The sequence below is a fragment of the Brevibacterium sp. Mu109 genome (genome assembly GCF_900169375.1).
GTDB classification, from domain to species: Bacteria; Actinomycetota; Actinomycetes; order Actinomycetales; family Brevibacteriaceae; genus Brevibacterium; species Brevibacterium yomogidense_A.
The window spans coordinates 134086-160645 of sequence record NZ_FXZF01000005.1; the positions used below are offsets into that span (position 1 = coordinate 134086).

Here is a 26560-nt window from a genome sequence, read left to right on the forward strand (position 1 = left end):
GCAGGGCTTGCCGGGGCAGGTCCGGCGTGGGTGGGACTGGCGTGGGCAGGGCTGGCCGTCAGGCCGCGCCCAGGAGGTCCTGCAGCGGGCCCGACACGAAGTAGACGAGGAAGAGCGCGCTCGTGAGCAGCATGAGGGGGTGCACCTCGCGGATCCGCCCGCGGACGATCTTGATGATCGCGTAGGTGAGGAACCCCGCCCCGATCCCGTTCGTGATCGAGTAGGAGAACGGCATCATGACGATCGTCATGTAGGCCGGGATCGCGAGCTCCAGATCCTTCCAGTCGATGTCCGTGATCTGCTGCATCATGAGGAAGCCCACGAGCACCAGGGTGGGCGCCGCCGCCTCCGTCGGGATGACCGCGGCCAGCGGGGCCAGGAGGATCGTCACGAGGAACAGCACGCCGGTGACGACGTTCGCCAGTCCGGTCCGCGCACCGTCGCCGGCACCCACGGTCGACTCGATGAAGCCGGAGTTCGACGAGGTGCCGCCGATGCCGCCGCCGATCGCGCCCAGCGCGTCTGCGACCATGATCCGCCGGGAATGAGGGATCTCACCGTCCACGTCCTCGATCCCGCCGGTCTTCGCGACCGCCACCATCGTGCCGAGCAGGTCGAAGAAGTTCGCCAGCAGCATCGTGAAGACCGCGAGCGTCGCGGCGATGATGCCGATGTGCTGCCATGAGCCCAGGAGGTTGAAGGAGCCGAGCACGGAGAAGTCCGGCAGCGACAGCCACTGCTGGTCGAGTGTGGGGACGGAGAGGCCCCAGCCGTGCTCGTTCGCGGGCTCGCCGTCAGCGCCGGTCTTCGGCCCCACCCGGAAGATCGCCTCGAGCACCAGGGCGAGGACCGTGGCGCCCACGATGGACAGCAGGATCGCGCCGCGCAGTCCCGACGCCCACATGACGAAGAGTGCGAAGAGCGCGACGAGGAAGATGACGAGCGGCCAGCCGGAGATGTAGCCGCCCATGCCCAGCTGGAAGCCCGGGCCGCCGTCGTAGGAGATGAAGCCCGCGTTGATCATGCCGATCATGGCGATGAAGAGTCCGATGCCCACGCTGATCGCGGTCTTGAGCTCCGGCGGCACGGCGTTGAAGATCGCGGTGCGAAAGCCGGTGAGCACGAGGATGAGCAGGATGATGCCCTCGATCACGACGAGCCCCATCGCGTCCGCCCACGTCATGCCCGGAAGCGCGACGATGCCGTAGGTGAGCAGAGCGGACAGGCCGAGGCTCGAGGACACCGCCATCGGGAAGTTGCCCACGAGTCCCATGAGGATCGTCAGCAGGCCGGACACCAGCGAGGTCGCCGCGGCGATCGCCGGCAGGTTCGGGACGTCGCCGCCGCCCAGGAACTCACCCGCGGAATCGGCGACGGTGCCGAGGATCAGAGGGTTGAGAACGACGATGTAGGCCATCGAGAAGAAGGTCGCGACACCGCCGCGCACCTCCCGGCCCACGCTCGAATGGCGAGTGGGGATCTCGAAGAAGCGATCGAGGAATCCGGTGGTCTTCGCGCTGTCGGCCGCGTGCTCGCTGGGAGTGCTCTGTGGAATCACCGCTCTATGCTAGCGTCCGGCCGCTTCGCGCGGAGAACCCCTCAGTCATCGTCATCATCGTCATCATCGTCGTCATCGTCGTCATCGTCGTCATCGTCGTCGTCGTAGTCGTCGTAGTCGTAGTCGTCGTCATCGTCGTCGCACTCCCACTCGCCGTCGTCCCACTCGCAGACCTCTCCGGAACCGCCGCCGGTGCCTCCGCCGGAATTGCCGCCGGAGCTGCCACCCGAATCTCGAGCCGCAGGGACGGGCGCGGGCTTCTCCTGGAGTGAGGCGCTGCTCGTCGGCAGGTCCTCGGCATCGCGGCGGGTGACGGTGCCGTCCTCGTTCCGGATGAGGATCGAGCCTCCATCGCTGGACTCGGGGTCATCCACTGCGGGTGCCGTGGTCTCACCGACGCTGATCCCCGGGCTCGTGGCGCCGTTGTCATCGGTCAGGGGCACGATGACGAAGGCGGCGGCGGCGACCAGACCGACGACGCCGACCAGAATGGGGGCCTGCACCGACTTCATGCCACCTACTGTTCCAACCGTGTGTGAATCGGCAGTGAAGCGGTGATGAGAGATCTCTCATTCACGCGACGAGGCGGTACCCGGAGCCTCGGACGGTCGCGATCGATTCGGCCCCGAGCTTCCTGCGCAGATACCCCACGTAGACATCGACCACATTGGACGCGCCGTCGTAGTCGTAGCCCCACACGCGCGACAGGAGCTGCTCGCGGCTGAGGACCTGCCCCGGGTGCTCGAACAACATGAGTGCCATCGAGTACTCGCGTGCACTCAGCTCGACCTGCCGGGTGCCGGTATCGGTCGCGACCGCGATGGTGCGGGTGCGCACGTCCAGCGACAGATCGCCCGCCTCCAGCACGGCCGAGGCGGTCTCCGCGGACGCCGCTCCGTTCGCACCGACGGCTCTGGCCCGCAGCCGGATGCGCGCGAGCAGCTCCTCGAAGCGGAAGGGCTTCGAGAGGTAGTCGTCCGCCCCGCCCTCCAGCCCGTGCACGGTGTCCTCGACGGAGTCCCGCGCCGTGACGATGATGACGGGGATCGTCGATCCGAGTTCGCGCAGGTTGCGCAGGACGGTGAAGCCATCCATCCGCGGCAGGCCGACGTCGAGCACGAGGAGGTCGAAATCTCCGCTGCTCGCATAGTCAAGTGCCGTGATGCCGTCGTCGACCACGGTCGGCGTGTATCCGCTGGCCTTGAGACCGCGCGCGACGAATCGTGAGATGCGCGGTTCGTCCTCCGCGACGAGGATCCTCATGCATGCCTCCTGGCATCGGGTGGGGGCTGGTTCGGGAACTGGGGTGGGCTCGATGGGACAGGCGGCACCTCCAGCAGCGGGAGGATGAGCGAGAAGTCCGAGCCGACCCCCGGTTGGGAATCGACGTGGACGCGCCCGCCGTGCCCCTCCGCGATCGCCCGGACGATCGACAGGCCCAGCCCGCTTCCGGACACGGAACTCCCGGAGTCCACCTGCACGAACCTCTCGAAGATCGTATCGAGCCTGTCGGTCGGGATCCCCGCGCCCTCATCCCGCAGGCTGATGAGGATGCTGCGAGACCCCGCATCGGCGGTCCCGGGGAGCGGTCGACGGCCGATCGTCGTGACGCGCAGGCGGATGCGGGAGCCCTCCGCGCTGAACCGCACGGCATTCGCCGCGAGCTGGACGACCGCCTGGATGAGGCGATCGCTGTCGGCGAGCACGGTGCCGCGCGCATCGGACTCCAGCATCCAGTCCCGCGTTCCCAGATGCTCGATGCGGGCCAGCACCCGCGATCCGAACTGCTCCAGGTCGACGGGTGCGGTGCGGATGAAATCGGGCCTCCGCGACTTCGCCAGCGTCGACAGGTCGGTCACCAGCTTGTCCATCCGCTCGACCTCCTCGAGCGCGATCTGCCGGCTCTCCGCCACGTCGTCGGGGTCCGTCGCGTCTGTGGTCTCGAACGTCCCGCGGATGATGGTGAGAGGCGTGCGCAGCTCGTGGCTCACATCGCTCATGAAGCGCCGCTGCTCGATGAATCCGTCGTCGATCCGATCCAGCATCGTGTTGAACGTGCGGGCCAGGGCGGCGACGTCATCGTCGGTCTCCGGGACCGTGACCCGCATCTCGAGGTCGTCGGGGGTGATGGACTCCGTTGCCTCCCGCAGTTCCCCCAGCGGGCGCATGAGCCGTCCGCTCACCAGGTATCCGGCGACCGCGGCGAGGAGCAGGACGCCGAACGACGTGGCCGCGAAGATCCCGGCCGACGTCCAGATCTCCTCCCGCTGCACGGAGATCCGGTTGGCGACGACGAACGTCCCCTCCCGGTCGTCTCCGCCGACGGACACGGAGGCCACCGCGGCACGATGCACCTCACCGTCGACGGTGAGGCCGACGAAGACCGTCCGACCGGGGACGCGGTGACGGCGGATCTGCTCGAGCACCGCTTGGTCGGAGAGGGAGTAGGGCAGGTCCTCCGGCTGGTAGCGCGGTGCTCCGTCCACCAGCGCGAGGACGGATTCGTACTGGCCCGGAACGACCGCCGCTGTGGCGGACTTCAGGAGCTCTTCGAGACCTGCGGGCGACTGGTCCATCGACTGCTGGGCGAGCAGTGTGAGCTCATCGATCTCCTGCCGCAGCTCCAGATCGACGCGATCCTCGAGCGTCTCGAACTGCGAGGTGTAGGTGACTGCGCCGGCGGCGGCGAGTCCCACGAGCATGAATGCCAGCATCATCGCGAGGACCCGTCCGCGGACGGTGCGACGCCCGGGCAGCACCGTCGACGACGAACGAGGCGTGTGCTCCGTTCCGCCGCTCTCATGCGTCATGCGCATCAGCATCGCCGATCGGTGCGAGATCGACAACTCCCGCTGACGCGCAGAGCGCCTCGCCCAGGATGGGAGAGGCGCTCTGCGGATTCGGAGCCTCCTATCGGATTCGAACCGATGACCCTCTGTTTACAAGACAGATGCTCTGGCCAGCTGAGCTAAGGAGGCGTACGGCGACCCAGTGTAGACGATGGGGCGGTGCGCCGCATGCCGCGGCGGTCGGCGGGCGTTCCCGCCGACCGCCGCGATAGCTTGGCCGGAGACTCAGCTCTGGCCGGAGGCGCGGATGAGGTCCGCCGCGAAGGTCTCGCGGTTCGACCAGTCGCCCTGGTACGGCTCACCGTCGATGGTGATGTGCGGGGCGCTCTGCAGGCCCTCGTCGTTCAGCGCATCCTGCGTGCTGCTCTCGACGTAGCGGTCGAAGGCGACCTCCGTCACGCAGTCGCGGACGGTCGCGGAATCCTCGTTGGCGACCTCCGCGTCGACGTCCACACCTGCCGATTCGGCGATCGACAGCAGCTGCTCGTCCTCCATGCCCGTCTGGCCCTCGCCCGGCTGCTGCGCGAAGAGCTCGAGCATCACATCGGGGAGCAGCTCCGACTGGCCGGAGTCCGCGATGCAGGCGGTCATGTTCGACGAGCGCGTCGAGAACTCGTTGCCGCTGGACATGCGGTCGAGGATCGCGACCGGCTCGTACTCGAGCACGATCGAACCGTCTTCGGCCAGGCTGGTGAGCGTCTGGCCGTTCGTCTCCTCGAAGGCCTTGCAGCCAGGGCACTGGAAGTCCAGGTACACCTTGACCACGGCCGCGCCCTCGGCGGCACCGGAGTCCGCTGCCGTCGGGAGGTCGGACACGTCAGCGCCCTCCTCCTCGCCCGAGGGCTGCACTGCCTGGATCCCGTCGTCACCCGCCGCGAACGCGACGGTGCCGGACACCATCGCCTGCGGAGGCGCCACGGGTCGCGATGACTGCCAGACCAGCGTTCCGACGACGGCTACCACTGCCACTACTACCACGGCGATGCCGACGTAGAGAATGGTCTTGACCGTCTTCTCCTTCTTCGCCTGCGCTGCGGCGATCTGGCGTGCCTGCTCCCGCGCGGTGTTGCGCCGGTCCTTGGGTGACGGATGATTCGCCATGGGCCCTCATGATCGTTGACGTTTGAATTTTTACAGTACGAGGCTACAGCCCGGAGTCAGTCGACCACTGTCAGGTCGCTCACAGAACGAGTGGTCTCACAGTCCCGGCTCCGGAAGGACATCGAACGGGTTCTCCGGCGATGGCCACCACACGGCGGACGCCCCGCCCAGCGCCGTCGTGAGTGCGAGGGCGGCGAGGACGACGAGCGCGATCGCCCATATCCCCTCCGCGCGCGGACTCCGCACCAGGGGCGCCACGAGCACCCGTGAGCCCAGACGCAGGTTCTGCGACCCGGGGCCCAGCCACAGGACCACGCCGAACACCAGTGCCGCAGTCCAGAGGGCCCATTCCTCATTGCGCCCCTCCGGCACGATCCCCACGACATCCAGCCACGCCAGCACAGCCGCTGCGGCTGCGGCGACGGTCGGGAGGATGAGGCTGAGGGTCGAGGTGAGGATCGACGCGAGAGCGGAGCCGGGAGCGCGGGCGACCGCTGACCAGCCAGACGCCGACTGCGGCCCGTACTCCACGAACCGGCGCCGCTGCGCGGCGTGGAGGCGGCCGGCGGTGCGGGCCACGACCTGCCACAGCAGCATGACGATGGCCACGAGCAGCGGTCCCAGCGCGGTGAAGGCGATCGCGAACAGGTTGAGCGCCAGCATGAACCAGGCGGCGCCCGGCAGCCGTCGGCCCCGCGCGGAGTACGGCGAGTAGCCCTGCGCGTCGACAGGCCGGCCTTGGCCGTACGGCTGCATCTGTCCGTGCGGTCCCGGCTGCCCGGGACCGTGGGGGCCACCGGCGTAGGCAGCTCCCACGTATCCGTTCGGCGAGGACTGTCCCTGCCGCTGACGCGCGGCCTCGTCGAGTGTGAGGGCGCCGTAGGGGCGCTCACCCGGCTGCAGTCCATATCCCTGACCGCGCTGCGGCGGGGCGGGAGGCGAACCGACCGGAGGACCTGTCATCGGCGGGCCGGCCGAGCCGACCGCGGCTCCGTGCTGCGGGCCTCCGGCTCCGTACTGCCCGGGAGGTCCGGCGTCCTGCTGGGCGACTGCGGGCAGGCCCACGGCGGTCTGCGGTGGACCGTGGTGCGCGCGCGGCTGTCCCGGATAGGCGCCGGCGGCCCCTATCGCATCCGCGCGGGGGATCTGCGCGCTCGTCCCGCCGCCCAGCTCCGGCACGCGTCCCGACTCGATGTCGACGAGCGCCTGCAGGATCATGGCTCCCGACGGGCGGCGCTCCGGCTTGGGCTCCAGGCAGGCGCGCAGGAGCGGCACGAACCGCGGCGGCACGTCGTCGAGGTCCGCCCGTCCCATCGCGACGCGCCCCAGCACTGCTTCGAGCGGACCGGAGCCGAACGGGTTCCGGCCGGTCGCGGCGAACACCATCGTCGCCGCCCAGCCCCACCAGTCCGTCTTCTCGCTGGACGGCTTGCCGTCGGCGATCTCCGGGCTGAGATAGCCGGGAGTCCCCATGACGAGCCCCGTCGCGGTGACCTTGACCTCGTCAGCGACCTGCGCGATGCCGAAGTCGATGACCATCGGTTCGCCGTCCATGATCATGACGTTCGCGGGTTTGAGGTCGCGGTGGATGACGCCTGCGTCGTGGACCGCGTTGAGGGCGTCCAGCAGGGCGTGGCCGAAGTGGACGAGTTCGTCCTCCTGGAACGGCCCATTCTCGCGCACATCCTCGGACAGCGTCGTGCCGTCGACGAATTCGGTGATGATGAAGGGACGGTCGGACTCGAGCTCTGCATCCAGCACCTCTGCGATCCGCGGGTGCTTGATGCGCCGCAGCGTCCGCACCTCGCGGGCGAGCCTGCGGCGCGCCGTCTCATCACTGGAGATGTGCGGGTGGAGCACTTTGACCGCGACGGGGCTGTTGCCGCCGTCGATCCCCAGGTGCACGACGCCCATGCCGCCCGCACCGAGCTCCTCGATCAGGCGGTATCCGCCCAGTTCCTCCATTCCCACGCGGCTAAGCTTAGAGGAGAGACCTGAAAGCACCCGGCCGGGCCGTTCGGCCGGCGTTCAGCAGGAGCTCGGGAGGAGTGCACCGCATGACCATCGACGGGACTCAGGATGAGACGTTCGACTTCGTCGTCATCGCCAACCGCCTCCCCGTCGACCGGGACATGTCGACGGAGCCGCCCACCTGGCGCACGTCCCCCGGCGGGCTCGTCACCGCTGTCGCCCCGGTCATGCAGCAGAACCGCGGCGCGTGGGTGGGGTGGGCCGGTGCGACCGACCAGGAGTTCGATCCGTTCGACCTCGACGACATGCACCTGGTGCCGGTCCCGCTGAGCTCCGAGGAGATCGTGCGGTACTACGAGGGGTTCTCCAACGCCACGCTCTGGCCGCTCTACCACGACCTCATCGTGCATCCGGAGTACCACCGCACCTGGTGGGACGACTACGTGCGGGTGAACGAGCGGTTCGCGGAGCGCGCCGCACGCGTCGCGTCTCCGGGTGCGACGGTCTGGGTGCACGACTACCAGCTGCAGCTGGTGCCGGCGCTGCTGCGTGAGGCCCGCCCGGACCTCGCGATCGGGTTCTTCAACCACATCCCGTTCCCCGGCTGGGAGCTCTTCGCGCAGCTGCCCTGGCGGTCCCAGGTCCTCGAGGGCCTGCTGGGCGCGGACCTCATCGGCTTCCAGCGGGCCGCGGACGCCGCGAACTTCCGCCGTGCCGTGCGCATCAACCTCAACCGCTCCACGAAGGACACCGCGATCACGGTGCCGACCGCTGACGGCGAGCGCGAGTCACACGTCGCCCACGCCCGTGCCTTCCCCATCTCGATCGACACGGAGGAGCTGGACCAGCTCGCACGGGAGGAGCGGATCGTGGCGCGGGCCCGGGAGATCCGGTCCGAGCTGGGTGATCCCGACGTGCTCATGCTCGGCGTCGACCGGCTCGACTACACGAAGGGCATCCGCCATCGCATCAAGGCGTTCGGCGAGCTGCTCAACGACGGCAGCATCCTGCCCGGCGAAGCCACACTCGTGCAGATCGCGACGCCCAGCCGTGAACGGATCGAGCAGTACCGGCAGATCCGCGACGACGTCGAGCTGGCGGTCGGCCGCATCAACGGCGAGCACTCGACGCTCGATCACCAGGCGGTGCACTACTTCCACCATTCCTACCCCCGCGATGAGATGGCTGCGTACTACCTCGCCGCGGACGTCATGCTGGTGACAGCGCTGCGCGACGGCATGAACCTCGTCGCGAAGGAGTACGTCGCATGCCGGACGGACGACGACGGGGTGCTCGTGCTCAGCGAGTTCGCCGGTGCCGCCGAACAGCTCACCCAGGCGGTCACCGTGAACCCCTACGACATCTCCGGACTCAAGGCCCGCATCCTCATGGCGGTGCGCATGCCCGACGCGGAGCGCCGTCGCCGCATGCGCGCGATGCGCCGCAAGCTGCGCACCGAAGACGTGCGACGCTGGTCCGCTGACTTCCTCGGCACGCTCCGCGGGCTGGCCGCCGCGCGCCAGGGAACCGCGCCGGCCGTCATGCAGCGGCCAGTCGTCCCTGATCACCCCACATCCTCGGAGACCGCTCAGTGACCCTCGCCCTCCGCCCGCCCGTCATCCCGCCGGACGCCCTCGACATCACCGCGATCAGCTCCGCGCACACTCTGCTGGTCGCCCTCGACTTCGACGGGGTCATCGCCCCGCTGCAGGACGATCCGGACTCGTCCGCTCCCCTGCCGGCCTCCGCGGACGCGGTCGTGGCGCTGGCGGCGCTGCCGCACACCCCGGTCGGGTACATCTCCGGGCGGAACATCGACGTGCTGCAGGACCTGTCGAATGCCCCCACCGGCGCGATCTTCATCGGCTCCCACGGCCTGGAGACGGATTTCTCCGCACTCGATCCGTCGAACGGGAGCACACCGAACGGGAGCACATCCGCGACCGCACCCGCCGCGGACGGTCTCCCCCGGTACTCCACTCCCCTCACCGCAGCGGAGGCGGACACGCTCGCGCAGCTGGACGCCGCGTTCGAGTCGATCCGTTCCCGGACCCCCGAAGCCGGGCACGGCGAGCTGCGGATCGAGCGGAAGCCGCTGGGCCGCACGGCGCACACCCGCGGCACGAGTGCGGAGCGAGCGGCCTTCTTCGAGGCGGAGCTCACCGCCCTCGCGGCGCGGATGCCGCAGCTGCGCAGCTTCGCGGGACACGCGATGACCGAATTCGCGGTGCGCATGGAGACGAAGGGCCACGGCCTGGCGCGCATGCTCGAGGCGACGGGCGCGGACGCCGTCGTCTTCCTGGGCGACGACACCACCGACGAGGACGCGTTCGCCTACCTGAACGACCGCACCGACATCGCGTCGCTGCCGGTCAAGGTGGGCACGCAGGCCACGTGCGCGCCGTTCCGCGTCGCCGATCCCGAGGCCGTCTCCACCTTCCTCGCCCGGCTCGCCGCGGACCGCGGCCGGCACCTCGGCGGTGGTTCCACGGGGACCTCCGGTCCCGTCAGCGCTTCGTGACCGGACGGACGGACGCGCGGAGCACGAGCTCCGGCACCACCCGGTAGTGCGCGGGCACCGACGGCGAGTGCCCCGCATCGCGCTGGCCGATGATCCGCCGCAGCTCGGACACCGCTGATTCCGCGAGCTGCGTCCAGTCGTAGGTGACCTGCGACATCGGTGGGTCGAGCACATCGGCGTCCGGCAGATCGCCCACCGTGAGCAGCGACAGGTCCTCCGGCATGTGCAGCCGTGCACGCGCCGTGGCCTCAAGGAAGCCCAGGGTGATCGCGGGCGACGAGCTGATGGCGGCGGTGATGCCCTGGGCGAGCAGGACCTCGGCGGCGTGGGCGCCCGCGAGCTGGCCCTCGCGCGTGATCTCGACGGGGGCCTCGGCGCGGGTCGCCTGCACGTGGAGCGTCTGGGCGACCGCCTGCCGGAACACGTTCGCGCGCGATTCCGCCGCGGAGTTCTGGACGACGGCGAACCCGATCCGGCGGTGGCCCATGTGCGCGAGGTGGCGCACCGCGGTCTCGATGCCGCTCGACGCATCCAGCACGAACTGCGGCAGGCCGGAGTGCGGCGCGTTGGAGATGCGCACGACGGGCATCCCCGCCGTGGCCAGCCTCTGCGATTCGTGGCCTGCGTCGGCCCCGCCCAGGACGATGGCTCCGGCCACCCCGCGTGAGGCGAACGCGGTGGCCGGGTCCAGCCCGTCGCCCGCCGCAGCGGTCACCGCGATGTCCCCCAGCTCGAAGATGCGGCGGTTGAGTGCGAGCGCGAGCGTGGCGTAGGGGTCGACGTCCGGACCCACGAGCGCGTTCGAGACGACGGCGATGAGCCGGGCGCCGCTCGCCGTATCCGGGTTCGTCGCCGGCGGCGGTTCGACGCCCAGGCTGCGCAGTGCGATCGACACCGCTCTGCGCGCGTCCTCGGACACTCCTGGCCGGTCGCGCAGGACGCGCGACACCGTGGAGAGGGAGAGCCCGGAGGCCTCCGCGATGCGGGCGAGCGTGGGGCGGCTCATCGCAGCACCGCCGTCGTCGAGCGGCGCGCCACGAGCATCGGTCGGAAGGTGGGAGGGACCGCGGGGAGCCCGTCGCCCGGCATCCCCAGCACGGTGCGTGCGCCGGCGACCAGCGCCTCGGCCATGGCCTCGGCGTCGAAGCCCAGCACCGTGGCGGGAGGACGGGTGTAGCGGACGGTGAGCGAGTCGCCCAGACCCACCGCGGACAGGTCGCGGGGAACCGCGAGGCTGCGCTGCCGGATGCCCTGGAACACCCCGTAGAGCTGCAGCCCGGACTGCACGATGACAGCCGTGCACGTGAGGTCCTTGAGGCGCAGCGCGGCGTCGGCACCGCCGGAGACCGATTTGGGGACCGGTGCGATCCAGTCCTCGAGCGAGTCGTTGAACCGCGCCATCGGATGCTCCGCGAGGAACCGGGCGCGCAGCTGATCGGCGAGCACTCCGGAATCGTTGCAGATGAGGCCGATCCGCCGGTGTCCGATCGCGGACAGGTGGTCGAACGCGAGAGACAGCGCACCGGTGAGATCGATGCGGGCTGCGACGAGCTCGTTGGGGTGGGGCCGGCGGTCGTCGGTGTGGCTGGCACCGGCGAAGCGCACCACGGGGATGTCCATCTCCAGCGGCGTGAGCATGGGGGTGATGACGAGCGCCGCACCCGCGTCGACGACCGCCAAGACCTCCGACAGGTCCGCACCGATCGCCGGGGTCGCGGTGAGGACTCCGCGCTGCTGCAGAGCGGAGTCCACGCGGCTGAGCACGTCGAGCTGCCAGTGCTCGGGGCGTGCGGGGACGCACACCGCTGCCAGCGGGTGCTCCGTGCTGCGCAGCAGGGTCGAGCGCGAATACCCCAGGTCGGTCATCGCGGTCCGGACGCGCTGCGCCGTGGCGTCCGCGACCGGGCCGCGGTCATTGAGGACGCGCGACACGGTCGACAGGGAGACCCCCGCCCGCTCTGCGATGTCCTCGACCGTGACGCTCATACCGTCATCCTAGGGCGCGGGGCACTTCTACCGACATGCGGACTGGGGTCGCGCGGAGGAAGCCGGATGGCGGATGATCGAGGTGTCCGCACCCCGGACACATCCGTACAGAAAGGACCCCACCCGTGTCAGATCTGCCGAACATCCCCTCCCTCTTCGATCTTGCCGATCGCACAGCCGTCGTGGTCGGCTCCGCGTCCGGCCTGGGCCGTGCGACAGCTGTGGGCCTCGCCGACGCGGGCGCGCACGTCGTGTGCGCGGACCTCAACACGGAAGGTGCGCAGGAGACGGCGCAGATCATCGCTGATCGCGGAGGTCGGGGCGAGGCGGTCGCCCTCGACATCACGTCGACGGAGAACGTCGAGGCCGTTGCGGAGCAGTTCGCGGACGCCCACGTGCTGGTCATGACCCCGGGCTTCAACGTGCGGAAGAAGATGGCTGCGACGACGGACGAGGAGTTCGACCGCGTCATCGACATCAATCTCAAGGGCACCTACCGGCTCATGCGCGCATTCGGCACCCGGATGGCGGAGCGCGGACGCGGCTCGATCGTCACGTTCGCAAGCTTCCGGGCACTCGTGATCGAGCCCGGCCAGGGCCTTTACGCCGCGGCGAAGGCCGGTGTCGTCCAGCTGACGAAGACGCTGGCCAGCGAACTGGGCGGATCCGGAGTGCGCGTGAACTCCATCCTGCCCGGCCCCTTCGAGACGCCGCTCACCGAACAGATCAAGGCCGACCGCGAATGGTGGGACGCCTACGCAGAGAAGGGCACCCTGGGCCGTTGGGGCGTCCTGCACGAAATCGCGGGACCTGTCCTGTTCCTCGCATCCGACGCGTCCTCCTACGTGACCGGCCACTCGCTGCTGGTGGACGGCGGCTGGATGGCGCAGGACGGGCGGTTCACCCCGCGGGTGTGAGAGCGGTGAGCACGCATCGAGTCTGGACGTCGTCGGGCTCCGGGGGCTCGACACACCGGACGCTCGACCTCGCAATCGTCGTCGTGTCCATCCTGACTTTCGTGGGTCCGCTGTTCTACGACGTGCCGATCATGGACGCGCCGAGGACGTTCGTCGATGCGAACCCGCTTGTGGTGTCGGCCTTCGCGCTCGTGTAGGCCGCTGCCGTCCTCCTGCCGCAGCGATGGACGCGAGTGGGCAAGACTGTGCGCCGCCTCGTCGCGGCCGCCGTCATGGGAACTCGCGCAGCGCAGAGGAGCCCCGGCGTTGAGCGGGTCACGCCAGCTGAAGGCTCGGATGCAGTCGGGTGATCGTGTACATCCGCTTGCGGCGGCACCCGATGATCGTCATGCCCATGGCGAGCGCACCCGTGAGGAGCAGGGCCCCGAGGTGCACGGCGAACATCCCCGTCGTCCCTCCGGAGATGAGCATCCGCAGACCCGCGACCGAATGCGTCATGGGCATGAGCGGCGAGAGCCACTGCAGGAACTCCGGCGCTGTCGCCACCGGGTAGGTTCCCCCTGCCGTCGCCAGTTGGACCATCAGGAGGACGAGCGCGACGAGACGGCCCACGCCGCCCAGCCAGACGACACAGACCTGGTGGATCGCGGCGAACACCCCTGCGATGACGATTCCGAAGGCGATGGTGGACGGCCACTTCGCCGCATCGAAGCCCAGCAGGCCGGCGATCACGCCGAAGAGCAGCAGCACCTGCCCGACGCCCAGCACCGCGCCGGGAACGAAGCCCGACCAGGCGATCCGGCGTGAGCTCGCCGGCGTGACGAGAGAGCGTGGCGGGATCGCGTTGATCACCATGTACGTGATCATGCCGCCGATCCACAGGGCGAGCGACAGGAAGAACGGTGCGAGGCCCTCACCGTAGTGGGACACTTCGTTCGCCTTGTCGAGCTCGCCGTCGACCGGTAGGGACACTACGTCGCTGCGGACGTCACGGTCCTCGGCGTCGTACGTCGGGATCTGTTCGAGCCCGGATCCGAGGCCGTCCGCGAGCCCGCCCGCGCCGTCCTCGAGCTCGATCGTCCCGTCGTGCAGCGAGACGCTGCCGTCGTGGAGCTCGTCCGCGGCGGAGACGAGCTCCCCCGCTCCGTCGTCGAGCTCGACGGCTCCGTCCTTGAGGCGGCCCGCGCCGTCGCTGAGGTCGTTCCCGCCGTCGGCGAGCTCGCTCAGCCCGTCCTCGAGCTGGCCCGCGCCGTCGGCCACCTGCTTCGCCCCGTCGTCGAGGTCGTGGACGCTGTCGCGCACTTCGTGCGTCGTGTCGACTGCCTCGTCGATCGACCCCCGCAGCTCATCCGCGAGCTCCTCGGACTCGTCCGCGGCACTGCCGGCGCGTTCCGAAGCCCGGTCGAGGTCGCGGCCGAACTCGTCGGCTGACTCCGTGAGACTCTGGACGTCCGGATCATCGGGGTAGCGCTCGGCTAGCTTGTCGATGTCCTCGCTCATACCGTCGCGCACGGATCCCGCGTCGTCCAGATCGTCACGAGCAGCCTCCAAGCCGGAGGTCGCATGGTCGAGGATGTCGTGCGCGCGGTCGGCAACGTCGTCCACCCGGTCGACGACCGAGTCCGCGCCGTCCGCGAGCGTCGCCGTGCCGTCCGCGACCTGGTCCGCCCCGTCTGCGAGCTGACCGCCCGAATCGTGCGCCTGTCCCAGTCCGTCGGCGAGGATGCCTGCGCCCGAGGCGAGCTCCCCAGCACCCGAACGTACCTGTGCGGTGCCGTCTTCGAGCTCGTGCGCGCCGTCTGCGAGCCGACCGGAGCCGTCGGCGAGCGACGCAGCGCCGTCCTCGAGTTCGACCGTTCCCTCGTGGAGCTCCGTCGCGCCGTCCGCGGCCTCGCCGATGTTGTCGTGGATGTCGTTGAAGCCGATGTAGACCTGGTCGAGGTATTCGGCGGTGATGTCGGAGTTCAGGGACGTGCTCAGTTCCTGGAGGATCGTGTTGGCGACCTGTCCGACGATGAAGCTGTAGGCGTCGTTCGTCTGCAGCGTGAGCCCCGCCTTCTCCGGGGCGTCTCCGCCGGAGGAGGCAATGCGCTCGGAGAAGTCACTGGGGATGGTGAGGGTGGCCGCATAATCGCCTGATGCCAGCCCGCTCGCCGCGTCCTCCACATCCGTCTCGATCCAGGTAAAGCCTGCATCCCCCTCATTCGTGAGGGTGTGGGTCAGCTCATCACCGACCTCGAGCCTGTCGTCGGCCTCGCTGTCGTCCTCACCATCGGAGTCCCCGGAGGACGAGGGGCTCGGCGCGTCCGCGCCGGTGTCAAGGTTCACCACGGCGGCGTCGAGCCGGTCCAGGTTGTCTGTAGGCGCCCAGTTCGCCGTGAGGTAGAGCCCTGCGTAGATCGTCGGCACGATGAGGATCGCGACGATGGCCGCCTTGGACAGCGCCGAACGACCGAAGCGCGACATCTCCAACCACGGGAGGGTGAACATCAGTGGCGTCCTCCTCGGGACTCGGGGGCCGGGGCCGGGGCGGGGTCAGGGCGCTGCACCTCGTCGAGGTGCACGCGGACGGTGTCCTCACGGCCCTGGGGCACGGCGAACCCCGCGTCGTTCTCACACGTGACGATGATACTCAGCGGTCTGTCCGGCCGTGCTTGGGCGACAGACTCCTGGACCCTGCCCAGCAGGCTCCAGGCATGCTTCCGATCCTCCGGCTCACGCAGGAAGTCGATGTTGTCGAGCGCGATGATCGCCGATCCGTCGAGCCGCGCGAGCAGGAGTTCGGCCTCGAACTTCTGCAGCTGCGTCAGTTCGGATGCGAAGGCGCGCAGTGGGAGCTCGTCGCTGAAGCCCGCGAGGTCGAGCGCCTGGTGCACGTCGGCTCGTCGCACGAAGGGCCTGTACCACGGCTGGAGGCCGATGAGGCGTTCGGCGACGTGCTGCTCGACGGTGTAGTCCTTGTCCAGGTCGGTGATCCCGTCTACCCACGCGACTGAGGAGTCGGACCGGATGTGTGCCTGGTCCTTCCGCACGTCCGCCCCGAGCACCGTGCCGGAACCTCCCGTGGCGTGCATCCTGCCGGTGAGGGTCAACAGGAGTGCGGTCTTGCCCGACCCTGCGGGACCGACGATCACCAGCGTGCCCCCGGGGCCGACCTCCAGGTCGAGCGGTCCGAAGACCGGTTGGTCCGCGGATGCCTCCAGGCCCTCGACGTCGATCGCGGGACCGTCACCGGATGTCCACGACGAACGGCTCATGCGTCTGCCCTCGTCGTCGCCGTGGGCTGCGTGCAGGCCTCGAGAAGAGCCTCCGCCAGCACACGCGTGTCGTCGAGCGCGTCCCGGCCATCGCCGTCCGCAAGCTCCCTGAGCACACCCGTGGCCGCGGACCACAGCAGGCGAGCAAGCTCGTCGACGGAGCCCGTCGCTTCGCGGCCGGACGCGTCGAGCACCTCCTCGAGCAGCGAGGCAAAGCCACCGAAGATCCTCGCCCGGGTCTCCCGATACCGCTTTCGCACCGACTCATCCTCGAACATACGTGCGTAGACGCGATCGTGCACGATGAACCATGTCTCGTCCGCGGCCAGCGCTTCGAGGACCGCGCCGATCGTCTCCACCAGCAGGCCGCTGTCGTGCCCGGACCAATCGTCCAGGACTCGTCGCGATGCTTCGGTCGCGCGCACGAGGAAGCGGTCCACGCGCTCCTGATGGAGCGCGAGGAACACGGAGTCGAGGCTGTCGAAGTTCGAGTAGAACGCGCCGCGCGTGTACCCGGCGCGACCACAGAGGTTTCCGATCGTCACGTCCGACACGCCGGACCCATGGACGATCTCGTCCATGGCGGCGAGCATCCGACGACGGGTCTCCGACCTTTTCCTGGGTGCGTCTGAAAGTGTCACCCGGCAAGGATAGCAGTCTCGATGCATTCTGTATCGAGACTGCCGGCATGAGCCGTCAGCGGCGGATCGGCACGAACCGCGGCAGCGCCGCGTCACCGTCCGTCTCGTGGAAGACGACGGTGACCGGCAGTCCGATCCGCAGCTCGGCCTCGTCGACGTCGACGATGTTCGTCATCATCCGCACGCCTTCCACAAGCTCGACGTACGCGAGCACGTAGGGCGGGCCGCCGGCGTAGGCGCCCAGTCCGCCGCGACGCACGACGGTGAAACTGTGGATCTCTCCCCTGCCGGAGGCCTCCTCCCACGTCACGTCGAGCGTGCCGCAGTGGGGGCAGAACTCACGCGGGTACCAGGTGGGCTCGCTGCACGCGTCGCAGCGCGTGAAGAGGAGCCGCCCCTCCGTCGTCGCCTTCCAGAAGCCTGCGGTCTCCGCGCTGATGGGCGGGGTGGGCGCCGGCAGCTCGCTGCCGATCCGTGCAGCAGCCCCCGCCGCCGAGGTCGTCGTCGCGTCGCTCATCATGCCTCCCGTCCGAGGATGAGCGTCGCAGAGCCCATCCGAGTTCCCAATGATCCGCCCGTGCCGTGGGCCAGTGCGATGTCGCAGTCGGGGACCTGCACCGCGGGGTGGGCCTCTCCGCGCAGCTGGCGGACGGCTTCGAGGATCTTGGTCATGCCGCCGCGGTTGACCGGGTGGTTGTTGCACAGTCCACCGCCGTCGGTGTTGAACGGCAGACCGCCGTCAGGTGCGCGCAGAGCTCCGGACGCGACGAACGCGCCGCCCTGCCCCTTGGGGCAGAAGCCCAGGTCCTCGAGCGTCTCGATGACGGTGATCGTGAACGAGTCGTAGATCGAGGCGTAGTCGATGTCCGCGTGGGTGACCCCGGCCTCGGCGAAGGCTGTCGGTCCGGACCACACGGCGCCGGTGTGCGTGAGATCGATCCGACCGGCGGCCGCCGTCTTGGGAGCCTCTCCGTGGCCCAGCACCGGAACGGACTGCCGCTCCAGCCGCTTCGCGACCGCAGGGCTCACGACGACCACTGCGCCGCCGCCGTCGGTGATGACGCAGCAGTCCAGCCGGTGGAGCGGGTCTGCGATGTACGGCGAGTTCAGGACGTCCTCGACCGTGACGACCTTCTGCAGCAGCGCGTTCGGGTTGTGCTGCGCGTGGTGGGAGGCCGCGACCTTGACCTCCGCGAGCTGCTCCGCCGTCGTGCCGTACTCGTGCATGTGGCGCTGGGCGGCGAGCGCGTACATCGCGGGGGTCGTCGTGCCGAAGACGTTCTCGAACCCGAACTCCGGTGCACGATCGGTCACCGCGCCCGCTGCGAGCCCCTGGAGCGGAAGGCCCGCGAGCGTCACGAGTGCGACCTCGCACTTGCCCGCCGCGATCGCCGCAGCCGCGTGGCCGATGTGCGCCACGTAGGACGAGCCGCCGATGTCCGTCGAATCGACGTACTTCAGGTTCAGCCCCATGTAGTCGGCCATCGACAGCGGGCCGAAGCCGGGAGCGTCGCCCGCGCAGAAATACGCGTCGACGTCCGCGAAGGTGAGACCTGCGTCCCCGAGGGCGCCTGCGGCGACCTCGGCGTGGACCCGCTGGATGGACGTGTCGGGGATCTTCCGCAGGGGGTGTTCGAACGCCCCCGCGATCATCGCCTGGCCGCGAATGCTCACGCACCGACTCCTAGTGATCGATCGTTCAGTATCTGACGATCGTAGCGCACGCCCGAGCCGCGGTCAGCACTTCTTCTCACCTCGCGCGCGAGCGACCTCGTACAGGCTCACTGCTGCAGCGACACCGGCGTTGAGCGACTCCGTGGAGGACACGATCGGGATCGACACGATCTGGTCGCACTCCTCGCGCACCAGGCGGGACAGTCCCTTGCCCTCGGAGCCGACGACGATGCAGACCGGCGAGTCCGCCAGCGCCAGACCGGGCAGCGTGACATCACCGTCCATGTCGAGGCCCAGCACGAACACGCCCTGCTTCTTGAGACCCTGCAGCGTGCGCACCAGGTTGACTACCTGAGCGACCGGGATGCGGGCCGCCGCACCGGCGGACGTCTTCCACGCCGCCGCCGTCATCGACGCGGCCCGACGCTCCGTCACGATGACGCCGTGCCCGCCGAACGCCGCGGTCGACCGCACGATCGCACCCAGGTTGCGAGGGTCGGTGATCTCGTCGAGCGCCACGAGCAGCGGCGTCTCCAGCCGGCTCTTCGCCGTGTGCAGGAGATCCTCCGGCTGCGCGTACTCGTACGGCGGCACCTGCAGGGCGATGCCCTGGTGGATCGCATCGTTCGTCAGACGGTCGAGGTCCTGCTTGCTCGCCTCGAGCATCGCGATCCCACGGTCCGCCGCGAGGGAGATGGACTCCTTCACACGGTCATCGGCCTCTGTGCGCGACGAGACGTAGAGAGCCGTCGCCGGCACCCCCTCGCGCAGCGCCTCGACGACGGAGTTGCGGCCCGCGACCGTGTCCGGTCCGGACTCGCGCTTGCGCCGGCGGGACTGCCGGGCACGCTGCTCCTTCTCCTTCTCGTGCTCGTTCTTGAAGGCCTTGTGGTAGACCCGGTCCTCCGCCTTCGGAGTGGGGCCCTTCCCCTCGAGCTTGCGGCGGCCCAGGCCGCCGGTCCCCTTCTGGGGGCCCTTCTTGGACTTGCGGACTGCTCCGCTGCGTGGCTTAGGTGGCATGGTGTCTCCTCTTCCGAGGGTTGATTGAGAAAGTCGTCATGGCGGCTCGAGCGGCGCGCGGCCGCGTCAGTCCCGAGCCAGGTCGTAGCGGTAGCCATCCGGGGTGTCCTCGATGAGGACGCCAGCCTCCCGAAGTCGGTCACGGAGGGCGTCCGCGGTCGCGAAGTCCTTCGCCGCCTTCGCGTCGAGCCGCTGGTGCGCGACGAGGTCGACCAGGCTGTCGAGCGCCGCCCGCACCGGATCGTCGTCGCCGGAACCCTCCGTCGCCGAGGCCCCGTCCGCCTGACCGGCCCACGCCGGGTCGGTGGGGTTCACCCCGAGGATGTCGAGCATCAGCTCGACCTGCGCGAGCAGCTGCACCAGCTGCGCGCGGTCGGCGTCGCCGAGTCCGCCGACCTTCGCCGCGGCGACCAGCTTCGACCCGTCGCGCACGGTCGAGAACACGACGGACAGGGCCCGTGGGATCGACAGGTCCTCATCCATCGCCACCGCGAACTCGTCGGGCACATCCGCGACGCGGGAGTCGTAGCCGACCGCGGCCTCGGGCGCGGCGGGTGCCTCCGCACCCAGCACCTCCCGGGCACGCGCCACGAATCCGGCGAGCTTGTCGTAGGCGGTCCGCTGCTTCTCGATGAGTTGCGGCGAGAATTCGAGCGTCGACCGGTAATGGGCCGTGGACAGGAAGTAGCGCAGAACGGCCGCCGGGAACGCCTCGAGCAGGTCGTGCGCGAACACGGAGTTGCCCAACGACTTCGACATCTTGTCGCCGCCCACGTTGAGCAGCCCGGAATGCATCCAGATGCGGGCGAAGGCATCGCCGGCGGCATTGGACTGGGCCATCTCGTTCTCGTGGTGCGGGAAGCGCAGGTCGAGCCCACCGCCGTGGATGTCGAACTCCGCACCCAGATACTTCGTCGACATCGCGGAGCACTCGATGTGCCAGCCGGGCCGGCCGCGCCCCCAGGGAGCCCCCCACGACGCGGTGTCCGGCTCGCCCTCCTTGTGCCCCTTCCACAGCGCGAAGTCGCGGACGTCGCGCTTGCCGCGGGGATCCGCGTCAGCGGCGTCCGCCATGTCGTCGACGCTCTGGTGGGTAAGTGCTCCGTAGTCCGCCCACGACCGCACATCGAAATACACGTCCCCGGACCCGTCGTCCGCCGCGTAGGCGTGCCCTGCCTCGATGAGCCGGCCGATCAGCGCGATCATCTCCGTGATGTGCCCTGTCGCACGCGGTTCGTACGTGGGCGGCAGGACGTTCATCGCCTCATAGGCCCGGGTGAACACCCGCTCGTAGTGATAGGCGTGGGCCCACCACTCGCGCTCCTCCTCGACGGACTTCGTGAGGATCTTGTCGTCGACGTCCGTCGTGTTGCGCACGAGCGTCACGCGCAGACCGCGGTAGGTGAGCCAGCGACGCAGCTGATCGAAGACGACCGCAGAGCGCATGTGCCCGATGTGGGGCGCTCCCTGCACTGTGGCACCACAGACGTAGATCCCCACCTCGCCGTCACGGACGGGCTCGAGGGGGATCAGATCTCCGGTGGCAGTGCTGTGCAGTCGTATCACGTCCGTAAGTGTACCGAGAGGACCGCACACGGGGCTTGCCTCGCGTGCACTCATCAGCGCCGAGAGCGCTTCCCGACGGACCCAGGCGCACCCAGCGTGCGAAACTTACACCATTCGCGGTGATCTGTGCCACACTTGAGGCACTATTCACAGTGAGTGCCCGGTCGCGACTTACACTTCACACCTCAGTGCAGAGTCGCACTCGGACGAAAGGACCACACTTCATGTCGCCGGCACAGCAGGCACCTGGACGCCAGGTGTTCGTCAGCCGCACCGCCTTCATCTTGGCCGCGATCGGATCCGCGATCGGATTGGGGAACATCTGGCGCTTCCCCTACGTGGCCTATGACAGCGGCGGCGGCGCCTTCATCATCCCCTATCTCATCGCACTCCTGACAGCCGGGATCCCGCTGCTGTTCGTGGTCTACGCCATCGGCCATCGAGCGCGCTCCTCGGCACCGCTGGCGTACCGATCCCTCCACCGGGCCGCAGAGCCGATCGGCTGGTTCAAGACCGGCATCGCGACCCTCATCGGCATCTACTACGCCGTGATCGTCGGCTGGGCGGTGTCGTACACCGGCTTCTCCTTCACGCAGGCGTGGGGCGACGACGCTGAGGGCTTCTTCATGGGCGAATACCTCCAGCAGAGCGGCGAGGCCGGACTCTCCGGCGACTTCGTGCCCGGAGTGATGATCCCGCTCATCATCGTCTGGGTCGTCTGCCTCGTCATCCTCTATGCCGGCGTGCAGAGCGGCATCGCTCGGTTCTCCAAGATCTTCGTGCCGCTCCTGGTCGTCGTCTTCGCGATCATGGTGGTCCGCTCGCTGTTCCTCCCGGGCGCCGCCGCCGGCCTCGACGCACTGTTCACCCCCGACTGGGCCGCACTGACGGACCCGTCGGTCTGGATCGCCGCCTACGGACAGATCTTCTTCTCCCTGTCGATCATGTTCGGCATCATGCTCACCTACGCCTCGTACCTGAAGCGGAAGACGAACCTCACGGGCTCCGGCCTGGTCGTGGGCTTCGCGAACTCCAGCTTCGAGATGCTCGCCGGAGTCGGAGTCTTCGCCGCGCTCGGATTCATGGCCCACACTGCGGGCACGGGCGTCGACGAGGTCGTCAGCAACGGCGTGGGCCTGGCCTTCATCGCGTTCCCGACGATCATCAGCCAGATGCCCGGCGGCGCGATCTTCGGCGTCCTGTTCTTCCTCACACTGATCTTCGCCGGCCTCACGTCACTCGTCTCGATCATCCAGGTGCCCATCGCCGCGATCGCGGACAAGACGGGCATCAGCGAGCGGACCTCGACCGTGATCGTGGGCGGCCTCATGGCCGTCGTCTCGATCCTCATCATGCCCACGGCCACCGGCCTGAGCGTGCTGGACACCATCGACGCGTTCACGAACAACATCGGCATCGTCGGCATCGCGCTCACCGCCATCATCGCGGTGGGCTGGCTGCTGGTCGGCCTGCCACAGCTGCGCGATCACCTCAACGGCGTCTCGTCGTTCAAGGTCGGCCGCACGTGGATCGTCTTCGTCTCCGTCGTCACCCCGATCGTCCTGGGCTTCATGCTCATCCAGCAGATCATCACGTACGCGCAGGAGGGCTACGAGGGATACCCGACATGGCACCTGCTGCTGTTCGGCTGGGGCCTCATCGCCGCACTCGCGTACGTGTCCTTCCTCGTCAGCATCATCCCGTGGCCCAAGAAGAGCCTGGATCGCGTCGACAAAGCGCGGGCGGAGTTCGAAGCCGAAGCCGAAGCCGGGACCGCGACCGGGACCAGTACGGCCCGCACCCGCACGCTGACCTCTGGAGGTGAGAAGGCATGAGCGCAGCAGCCGTCGTCATGATGGTCGTTTCACTGGGCACCGTCTGGGGAGGTCTGGTCTGGTCGATCCTGCACCTGCGCCGCCACCCGGACGCCACCACGGGCGAGGTCGACTGACCTCACCCGCACTGGACCGGCACCACAGCCGGACCACCGTTCCCGAGGCCGGGGTCCGGTGCCGCACGCGCGGCACGGGTCCCGGCCTCGGGGTCGTCCGGGCCCAGTCCCGGGGTGGCCCCGACCCTGCCTCGGGGTGGTCCGGCCCCGGTCTCGGGGTCATCCGGGCCGGAACGCTCAGCCCCTCACTGTCCAACGCCCGTCACCGTCGATAGGCTGGCGGTGACCCGTTCCCGCACACCCCACCTGGGGTGTGGTCGAAAGGAGCCTCATGCCGTCAACGGTCAAGGGAGTCATCTCCCGCTCGAAGGGCGCTCCCGTAGAGCTTGTCGACATCGTCATCCCGGACCCCGGTCCCGGTGAGGTCGTCGTCGACGTGAAGTCCTGCGGAGTGTGCCACACCGATCTGCTCTTCCGCGATGGCGGGGTGAGCGACAACTTCCCGTTCCTGCTCGGGCACGAATCCGCGGGTGTCGTCTCCGAGATCGGCGAAGGCGTCACCGACGTCGAGGTGGGCGATTTCGTCATCCTCAACTGGCGCGCGATCTGCGGCATCTGCCGTGCGTGCAAGCGCGGTGAGCCCTGGTACTGCTTCGACACCCACAACGCCACGCAGAAGATGACCCTGGCCGAGGACGGCGCAGAGCTCGAGGCAGCTCTGGGCATCGGATCGTTCGCGGAGAAGACACTGGTCGCCGCCGGGCAGTGCACGAAGGTGCAGGAATCAGACCCAGCCGTCGTGGGCCTTCTGGGCTGCGGCGTGATGGCCGGCATCGGCGCGGCGATCAACACCGGCGGCGTCACGCGCGGCCAGTCGGTCGCCGTGATCGGCTGCGGCGGTGTGGGCATGGCATCGATCGTCGGCTCGAGGCTTGCAGGCGCCGGCACGATCATCGCGATCGACCGCGACCCGAAGAAGCTCGACTGGGCGAAGGAGCGCGGGGCCACGCACACGATCGACGCGTCGGACCTCGACGAGGACGGCGTCGTGAGCGCGGTCCAGGAGCTCACGGGCGGATTCGGCGCGGACGTCGTCATCGACGCCGTCGGACGACCGGAGACCTGGCGCCAGGCGTTCTACTCGCGCGACCTCGCGGGCACCGTGGTGCTCGTGGGCGTGCCGACCCCGGACATGGAGCTGTCCGTACCGCTGCTCGACGTGTTCGGCCGCGGTGGCAGCCTCAAGTCCTCCTGGTACGGCGACTGCCTGCCGGAGCGCGACTTCCCGATGCTCGTGGATCTGTACGAGCAGGGCAGGCTGCCCCTGGACGGCTTCGTGACGGAGAGGATCGGAGTACACGGGGTGGAAGAGGCGTTCTCGAAGATGAAGCAGGGCGACGTCCTGCGATCGGTGGTGGAGTTCTGATGAGTGCACGCATCGAGCGGATCGTCACGTCCGGCACGTTCTCCCTGGACGGCGGCACATTCGACGTCGACAACAACGTGTGGATCATCGGCGACGACTCCGAGGTCATCGTCATCGACCCCGCGCACGACGCGCAGGCCGTCGCGGCCGCCGTGGGAGAGCGGAAGGTCAAGGCCATCCTCCTGACCCACGGGCACGACGACCACATCCGCGCGGTCTTCGAGACGCAGGAGGCGCTGGGAGGACCGGCGATCCACCTCAACTCCGACGACCGCGTGCTGTGGGACATGGTCTTCCCCGACCAGGGCCCGGACAAGGCCATCGAGCCGGGCTCGGAGTACTTCGTGGCGGGCGTGCACCTCAACGCGCTCCACACGCCGGGGCACTCCCCCGGGTCCACGTGCTTCTACGTGAGCGAATCCCTGCGCATCCCGGAGGACGTCCTGCCGGAGGGCGCGTCGGATTCGAGCCCCGTCCTGTTCTCCGGGGACACCCTGTTCCAGGGCGGACCCGGTGCGACGGGCCGTTCGTACTCGAGCTTCGAGACGATCGTGGCATCGATCGCGGAGACGCTCTTCGAGCTGCCCGGCAGCACGGTCGTCTTCACCGGCCACGGCGACGCGACGACGATCGGCGGCGAGATGCCGCACCTGCAGGAATGGCTGGACCGAGGGGAGTGACCCGCTGACAGCAGCCCTGCCCTAGGATCAGGGCTGTGAAGAGCCAGCCTTCGAACAGCGAACAGTCCCAGCCGGTCGGCGAGGCGGGCGGCGCGTCGGGCGGCGGACTCCGCGCCGCGATGCGTCCTCGGCATCTCATCATGATGAGTCTGGGATCCGCGATCGGCGCCGGACTCTTCGTGGGGTCCGGCGCCGGCATCGCCGCCGCGGGACCGGCCGTGCTCGTGTCCTACGCCATCGCCGGCCTCATCGTCATCGCGGTGATGCGGATGCTCGGGGAGATGGTCGCAGCGGACCCGAACCCCGGCGCGTTCTCCTACTACGCGGGGAAGGCGCTGGGCCCGTCCGCCGCGTTCGCCGTCGGCTGGCTGTGGTGGATCACCCTCTGCCTCGTCGTCGCCGCGGAGGCGACCGCCGCCGCGCAGATCATGGCGGGCGTCGTCCCCCTGTTCCCGCAGTGGGGCTACGCGCTCGCGTTCATGGTGCTCTTCACGTGGATCAACCTGTGGGGCGTCAAGAACTTCGGCGAGTTCGAGTTCTGGTTCTCCTTCATCAAGGTCGCGTTCGTCTTCCTGTTCCTCGCCCTGGGCGTCGCGTTCCTGCTGGGCTGGACGCCGGCGGACAGCCCGGGGCTTACGAACATCACGCAGACCGCGTTCATGCCCAACGGCCTGGGCGGTATCGCTGCGGGACTGCTGGTGGTGGTGTTCGCGTTCGGCGGCATCGAGATCGTGGCCGTCGCCGCGGCGGAGACCGCGGAGCCCCAGCGATCCATCCGCTCCGCGACCCGCACGATCCTCTGGCGGATCCTGCTCTTCTACATGGGCTCCGTGGGCATCATGGTGCTCGCACTGCCGTGGGACGACCCGTCCCTGCTCGAGAGCCCGTTCGTCGCCGTCCTCAACCGCGCCGGACTCCCCGTGCTCGCCGCGATCATCGGCATGATCATCGTCGCCGCGCTGCTGAGCTCGCTCAACGCCAACATGTACGGCGCCTCGCGCATGTTCTACTCGCTGGCGCAGCGCGGGATGGCGCCCCGCCGCATGGGCGGCCTCAATGAGCGCGCGGTGCCGTCGCTGGGCGTGTGGATGTCCGTCGCGTTCGGCTTCGTCGCCGTGCTGCTGAACTACTTCTGGGCCGAGGCGGTGCTGGGGCTCCTCCTCAACATCGTCGGCTCCACACTCATCGTCACGTGGCTGTCCGCGATCATCGCCCACCTGATCCTGCGCACCCGCGCGGAGAAGGCCGGTGAGGAGCTCCCGCTGAAGATGTGGCTGTTCCCGTACCTGTCGTGGGCGACGCTCGCGGGGCTCGTCGTGATCATCGTGCTGGGCTTCACGGTCCCCGACGTCCGCACGCAGCTGCTCCTCACGTTCGCCCTCTTCGCCGCGCTCCTGGTCCTCGGACGCTTCGCGACCCGACGGGGAGTGCAGTCTGCCGACCATGCGGTGAGCAGCCCCAAGCGCTCGCGGCTGGACGTCGACGAGGGCTGAGCCACTCCG

General features: G+C 69.0%; 23 protein-coding genes and 1 tRNA gene. 8 read left to right on the plus strand and 16 right to left on the minus strand.

All coding sequences use genetic code 11. The annotated features are described in order from the left end of the window. Positions 1-58: 58 nt before the first annotated feature. The 7 genes from BSP109_RS04705 to BSP109_RS04735 all read right to left on the minus strand — a co-directional run bounded on the left by BSP109_RS04705 (position 59) and on the right by BSP109_RS04735 (position 7473). Complete coding sequence (locus BSP109_RS04705) at positions 59-1558, minus strand: NCS2 family permease (protein WP_257944556.1); 1500 nt, start codon at positions 1556-1558, stop codon at positions 59-61. Positions 1559-1599: 41 nt separating this feature from the next. Continuing rightward, positions 1600-2070: a hypothetical protein gene (locus BSP109_RS04710; protein WP_101599538.1), complete on the minus strand. Its 471-nt coding sequence runs from the start codon at positions 2068-2070 to the stop codon at positions 1600-1602. A gap of 61 nt (positions 2071-2131) precedes the next feature. Beyond that, positions 2132-2821, minus strand: a complete 690-nt coding sequence (locus BSP109_RS04715; RefSeq protein ID WP_101599539.1) for a response regulator transcription factor — start codon at positions 2819-2821, stop codon at positions 2132-2134. Further along, positions 2818-4368: a cell wall metabolism sensor histidine kinase WalK gene (locus tag BSP109_RS04720; RefSeq protein ID WP_101599576.1), complete on the minus strand. Its 1551-nt coding sequence runs from the start codon at positions 4366-4368 to the stop codon at positions 2818-2820. The genes BSP109_RS04715 and BSP109_RS04720 overlap by 4 nt, the downstream gene beginning before the upstream one ends. 94 nt (positions 4369-4462) lie before the next feature. Next, a tRNA-Thr gene (locus BSP109_RS04725) sits at positions 4463-4536 on the minus strand. 96 nt (positions 4537-4632) lie between these two features. Then, positions 4633-5508 (minus strand): thioredoxin domain-containing protein, encoded by an 876-nt coding sequence (locus BSP109_RS04730; protein ID WP_101599540.1) that lies wholly within the window; start codon positions 5506-5508, stop codon positions 4633-4635. Positions 5509-5604: 96 nt separating this feature from the next. After that, positions 5605-7473, minus strand: coding sequence for a serine/threonine-protein kinase (locus tag BSP109_RS04735; RefSeq protein ID WP_257944562.1), 1869 nt, complete (start codon positions 7471-7473; stop codon positions 5605-5607). A gap of 92 nt (positions 7474-7565) precedes the next feature. On the opposite strand from BSP109_RS04735, the gene BSP109_RS04740 reads away from it, so the two are divergent. After that, positions 7566-9074 carry a trehalose-6-phosphate synthase gene (locus tag BSP109_RS04740; protein WP_087008830.1) on the plus strand — a complete coding sequence of 503 codons (1509 nt, stop codon included), beginning with the start codon at positions 7566-7568 and terminating at the stop codon, positions 9072-9074. Next, a complete protein-coding gene (locus BSP109_RS04745) occupies positions 9071-10000 on the plus strand; it encodes a trehalose-phosphatase (protein WP_179207188.1) in 930 nt (309 codons plus the stop codon). The genes BSP109_RS04740 and BSP109_RS04745 overlap by 4 nt, the downstream gene beginning before the upstream one ends. On the opposite strand, the gene BSP109_RS04750 is transcribed toward BSP109_RS04745, so the two are convergent. Both BSP109_RS04750 and BSP109_RS04755 read right to left on the minus strand, forming a co-directional pair. After that, positions 9987-11006 (minus strand): LacI family DNA-binding transcriptional regulator, encoded by a 1020-nt coding sequence (locus BSP109_RS04750; RefSeq protein ID WP_101599542.1) that lies wholly within the window; start codon positions 11004-11006, stop codon positions 9987-9989. The two genes, BSP109_RS04745 and BSP109_RS04750, sit on opposite strands and share 14 nt — an antisense overlap. Beyond that, complete coding sequence (locus BSP109_RS04755; RefSeq protein WP_101599543.1) at positions 11003-11986, minus strand: LacI family DNA-binding transcriptional regulator; 984 nt, start codon at positions 11984-11986, stop codon at positions 11003-11005. Before BSP109_RS04755 ends, BSP109_RS04750 begins: the two co-directional genes overlap by 4 nt. A gap of 125 nt (positions 11987-12111) precedes the next feature. Here BSP109_RS04755 and BSP109_RS04760 point away from each other — a divergent pair, with 125 nt between their 5' ends. Further along, positions 12112-12903, plus strand: coding sequence for an SDR family NAD(P)-dependent oxidoreductase (locus BSP109_RS04760; RefSeq protein WP_101599544.1), 792 nt, complete (start codon positions 12112-12114; stop codon positions 12901-12903). 315 nt (positions 12904-13218) lie between these two features. Here the strand turns inward: BSP109_RS04760 and BSP109_RS04770 are convergent, their stop codons facing one another. The 7 genes from BSP109_RS04770 to cysS form a co-directional block, all read right to left on the minus strand. Next, entirely contained in the window at positions 13219-15393 is a 2175-nt protein-coding gene (locus BSP109_RS04770) for a YhgE/Pip domain-containing protein (RefSeq protein WP_101599546.1), read from the minus strand. Then, positions 15393-16160 (minus strand): ATP-binding cassette domain-containing protein, encoded by a 768-nt coding sequence (locus BSP109_RS04775; RefSeq protein ID WP_101599547.1) that lies wholly within the window; start codon positions 16158-16160, stop codon positions 15393-15395. Before BSP109_RS04775 ends, BSP109_RS04770 begins: the two co-directional genes overlap by 1 nt. Beyond that, complete coding sequence (locus BSP109_RS04780) at positions 16157-16801, minus strand: TetR/AcrR family transcriptional regulator (RefSeq protein ID WP_146001083.1); 645 nt, start codon at positions 16799-16801, stop codon at positions 16157-16159. The genes BSP109_RS04775 and BSP109_RS04780 overlap by 4 nt, the downstream gene beginning before the upstream one ends. A 55-nt stretch (positions 16802-16856) precedes the next feature. Beyond that, the gene (locus tag BSP109_RS04785) at positions 16857-17318 is read right to left on the minus strand and encodes a Zn-ribbon domain-containing OB-fold protein (RefSeq protein ID WP_257944557.1); all 462 of its coding nucleotides are present in this window, start codon (positions 17316-17318) and stop codon (positions 16857-16859) included. Then, the gene (locus BSP109_RS04790; RefSeq protein WP_101599550.1) at positions 17318-18475 is read right to left on the minus strand and encodes a thiolase domain-containing protein; all 1158 of its coding nucleotides are present in this window, start codon (positions 18473-18475) and stop codon (positions 17318-17320) included. Before BSP109_RS04790 ends, BSP109_RS04785 begins: the two co-directional genes overlap by 1 nt. Positions 18476-18538: 63 nt before the next feature. Beyond that, entirely contained in the window at positions 18539-19495 is a 957-nt protein-coding gene (rlmB, locus tag BSP109_RS04795; RefSeq protein ID WP_101599551.1) for a 23S rRNA (guanosine(2251)-2'-O)-methyltransferase RlmB, read from the minus strand. 66 nt (positions 19496-19561) lie between these two features. Next, a complete protein-coding gene (gene cysS, locus BSP109_RS04800) occupies positions 19562-21061 on the minus strand; it encodes a cysteine--tRNA ligase (protein WP_374700135.1) in 1500 nt (499 codons plus the stop codon). 224 nt (positions 21062-21285) lie between these two features. Here cysS and BSP109_RS04805 point away from each other — a divergent pair, with 224 nt between their 5' ends. The 5 genes from BSP109_RS04805 (at position 21286) to BSP109_RS04825 (ending at position 26551) form a co-directional block, all read left to right on the plus strand. Next, a complete protein-coding gene (locus BSP109_RS04805; protein ID WP_101599553.1) occupies positions 21286-22896 on the plus strand; it encodes a sodium-dependent transporter in 1611 nt (536 codons plus the stop codon). Then, a complete protein-coding gene (locus BSP109_RS04810) occupies positions 22893-23012 on the plus strand; it encodes a methionine/alanine import family NSS transporter small subunit (protein WP_101599554.1) in 120 nt (39 codons plus the stop codon). The genes BSP109_RS04805 and BSP109_RS04810 overlap by 4 nt, the downstream gene beginning before the upstream one ends. A gap of 271 nt (positions 23013-23283) precedes the next feature. Beyond that, positions 23284-24378, plus strand: a complete 1095-nt coding sequence (locus BSP109_RS04815) for an S-(hydroxymethyl)mycothiol dehydrogenase (RefSeq protein WP_101599555.1) — start codon at positions 23284-23286, stop codon at positions 24376-24378. Further along, positions 24378-25058 (plus strand): MBL fold metallo-hydrolase, encoded by a 681-nt coding sequence (locus tag BSP109_RS04820; RefSeq protein ID WP_101599556.1) that lies wholly within the window; start codon positions 24378-24380, stop codon positions 25056-25058. The genes BSP109_RS04815 and BSP109_RS04820 overlap by 1 nt, the downstream gene beginning before the upstream one ends. Before the next feature lie 119 nt (positions 25059-25177). After that, positions 25178-26551, plus strand: coding sequence for an amino acid permease (locus BSP109_RS04825; protein ID WP_101599577.1), 1374 nt, complete (start codon positions 25178-25180; stop codon positions 26549-26551). Positions 26552-26560: the final 9 nt, after the last annotated feature.